General features: G+C 37.9%; 3 protein-coding genes. All 3 read left to right on the top strand.

The genetic code is table 11. The features are described 5' to 3' along the window. Positions 1 to 571: hypothetical protein (locus Q0257_RS10395; RefSeq protein WP_298024623.1), on the top strand; the 571-nt coding region annotated here is incomplete at its 5' end. 594 nt (positions 572 to 1,165) lie between these two features. Beyond that, a complete protein-coding gene (locus Q0257_RS10390; RefSeq protein ID WP_298024622.1) occupies positions 1,166 to 1,588 on the top strand; it encodes a hypothetical protein in 423 nt (140 codons plus the stop codon). Between the two features lie 3 nt (positions 1,589 to 1,591). Then, the gene (locus tag Q0257_RS10385) at positions 1,592 to 2,488 is read left to right on the top strand and encodes a hypothetical protein (protein WP_298024620.1); all 897 of its coding nucleotides are present in this window, start codon (positions 1,592 to 1,594) and stop codon (positions 2,486 to 2,488) included. The last annotated feature ends 729 nt before the right edge of the window (positions 2,489 to 3,217 follow it).

Here is a 3,217-nt window from a genome sequence, read left to right as displayed (position 1 = left end):
TTTCTTTAGCAACCGAGATAATGTCATAGAGGAATTTCGTATCGGTAAATATCTAAATATTAAGGCGGCGGATATTTACAGAGCATTCGGTATGGATTATGAAGCAAATAGCGCCAAAGCAGCTCCTTTAGCAAATGCTACGGGGACCTTTCCACTGACCGCCAAACCTACTGCATTAGCGATGGATGCCAATCTGTCCATGAATAATAAAGCCCAAATCTCGCCTCTTTCAAAAAGCTCCGGCGATAGTTCAAATTCCAAATCCGGCTGGGATATGGTTTTAGGCGGCGGTGATAAAAGTGAGCTAAAAGCCATCGTATCAGAATTTTATAATGATACGGACTTGAGCACATCCAAGCTTAATTCGGCTCTTAGCCCTAGCGGCATTGCAGATATAAACACTATATCGGGCATCAGCCAAGAAGAGGCTTTGAAAGACAGTGCTTTCTTAAGCCAAGATACCGTAAATAAGATCATAGAGCAGCTAAATATCTACGCCGATGGCTCTGAAGCTTTGGAATTTAACCAAAGAGATATTCGCAAGGATGATATGCAGGTTTATATGAGCTGAGACCTATTGGGGTTATGCCCGCGCTCCACTTGCCAGCATAACACTTTGTACTTTGTAGATTGTAGGTTGAAATTTTATATGAGGCGACATATTTAAAACGTCGCCTCATAAGTTACTATCATTCAAAATCGTAGCGAGTGTATGATTAAGGCAAATGATTAAATTTTGATACGGCAAATTTAAAATGCTCGCATGAGGACAGACAAAATTTTACAAATATCTCTATCATTACATGGGTTTTTACGTTTGTGACTTTTCCCCTTCATTAAAGAGCTTAAAAGGAGCGAGGTTAGTTTTATAAGTTACGCGTTTTTACCCCTTACGCCCTTCAAAGCCCAACCCACACACGCCCTTCAATCAAAATATCCCGTTCAAATCAAAACTAGCCCTGGAATCCTCCACGTAAAACGCAATCTAAAAGAACGCCCTCCTCTATTAAAATTTTACGAACGTATGCGATATTTGGCTTTAACATTTTTGCCGTCAAGTTTTTTCATAAAAAGCGATAAAGCTTCCTGCCATTTTTTTATTCTCCCGCTATAATAGGCCGGTAATCTTTAAATTTCCCACAAAATCTATCACAAAGGAGCGAGTATGCATTACGAAAATCTTTTAAGAGTCAAGAAAGGCATAAAGGTCTTTAACGACAAAGCTCAAGAAACTGCTAATCAGAATGAGCTTATATGGCTAGTAAATACCTTTATCTCATATATTAGTAGAGCAAGGCACGATAAGAAAAGAGCGGATAATGCACTTAACGGTATATTGCACTATTATAAAGATATGAAAGTAGATAAAAGAGCCTTAAGCGAAGTAGTAAATAAAGAGTATAAAAAGCTACTAGACCCAAAGAAAAAACCGACCAAATCAAAAATAGCAGATTATAAGGATTGCTTAAAATCCCTGCGTAAAAGCGGCCATAGCTATCAAAAAATAGCGAATATTCTATGGAAAAACTACGGCATACAAACCAGCAAATCAAGCGTAGCAAGACTATTAAAAGATAAAGGTATATAATTCATGGCTCTGCACACTAGAATGAACGCTAAGGCTATTATCTCTCAGATTATGAAGCAAGCAAACGGTATCGGAATATCAAAAAGTAACGTAAGGCGTAGTAGCAAGCTTAAAGGACAGAATGGACATGCAAAGAGCACATACGCTCATAGCATTAAAAGCACTCAAAATTTAAGAGCGGTAACTACTCAATATATAGAATTTCTTAAAGCTAAGCACGGCCAAAAGATAACGCAAAACATTAATGCCGGTAGCGCAAGAGAGTGGCTACTGCTAAAAGCAAACGAAATAAGCGGCGGAGCGCTTAATACCTACATATCGGCATTGGCTAAGAGCTTTGATAATTGCCGTAAGCTAGGGCTAAACGTATCGGGAAAAGATATTACGGATATCCGCAAAGAGCTTAAGAAAAAGGGTATGAGCCTTCGTAAAAGACATTATAACAGGGCCTATGAAAACCCATATAAAATCATAAGCAATATGCAATTAAGCTCACTGTATTATATATCCGCTAAGCTTCAATTGGAGGCGGGACTAAGACTAGATGACGCTATCAACTCAAGCAAATGGCAAATCAACGACGATAATAGCATAACCATACTCGGCAGTAAGAACGGCTTATGCTACAGTACTAAAAGGCTAAGCGATAAAACTATAAAGCAGCTAAAGCTTGCCAAAGAATCTGGATACTATGCTCCAAGAAATTCTTACGTAAAGGATCTAAAAGCAGCAGGAGCGGATAGTAGAGGAACTCATGGGCTTAGATATAACTTTGCTCAAGAAAGATATGAGGAGTTGCGTAAAGAAGGCATGAGTCATATAGAAGCTCTAGCTCAGGTATCTATAGATATGGGGCATTCAAGAGTGGAGATAACTAGGCATTATTTGGTTGGGCTATAGTATAGGTGGATTGGCTTGATCATAGATAGGCATTACTCTTGGCTTGATTAGAGGCATTCCTGGTTTTATTATAGGCATCCTTAGTTTGGTTAAAAGTTGCGGTTGTATCCGCTTTGGAACTTGCCATTGCTCGTTATAGGCATTAGTTAGTTTGATTAAAAGATGGAATGGCTAGATAGATGCCTTCGGCATTTAAATGCCCTTTAAAAGCAAAGCTACATAAGAATATCCCCAGAATTTACTATTTGCAATAAGGAACTGCTTTAGTAAAGAAATATTCCGAAAAGTTATAAAAAGCATATTTAAACGGCACTTAGTAAAAAGAGAAATATCCCTGCAATGGATAAAGGGCTGATTTAGTAAAGAAATTTACGCTGCCTATGTATATGAAACTCATGTATTATGGAATTAATGAATTAAATGGGCTTACTAATAGCTTTAGAATATCTGAAATACGTAGTAAGCTGATCCCAGTTATTTTCTAGAGACTTAGCTATATTAGAAAATCTCTGTATGTTTATAGTATTTGTCCGCTTATGGCAAGAGCTTTGCTATATCTATGGTATTTGCCATATATATTACTTTAACTTGCGGATGTATTCTGTTCAATCAACAACTGCGCAAACCTTCAAAGAAGCCATCCTTTTCTTTAACTCATCCTTGCTTCTCCCCTCAAAATTTAAACCCCAACCCCTTTAAATAACCTAGCCACCATGTTAGAACCCTACG

Source organism: uncultured Campylobacter sp., assembly GCF_938018035.1.
Lineage (GTDB): Bacteria > Campylobacterota > Campylobacteria > Campylobacterales > Campylobacteraceae > Campylobacter_B.
This window is presented reverse-complemented; position numbering and strand designations above follow the sequence as displayed.

Coding starts and splice junctions, on each gene's coding strand:
- Q0257_RS10390 (WP_298024622.1), top strand. CDS start 1,166: ATGCATTACGAAAATCTTTTAAGAGTCAAGAAAGGCATAAAGGTCTTT.
- Q0257_RS10385 (WP_298024620.1), top strand. CDS start 1,592: ATGGCTCTGCACACTAGAATGAACGCTAAGGCTATTATCTCTCAGATT.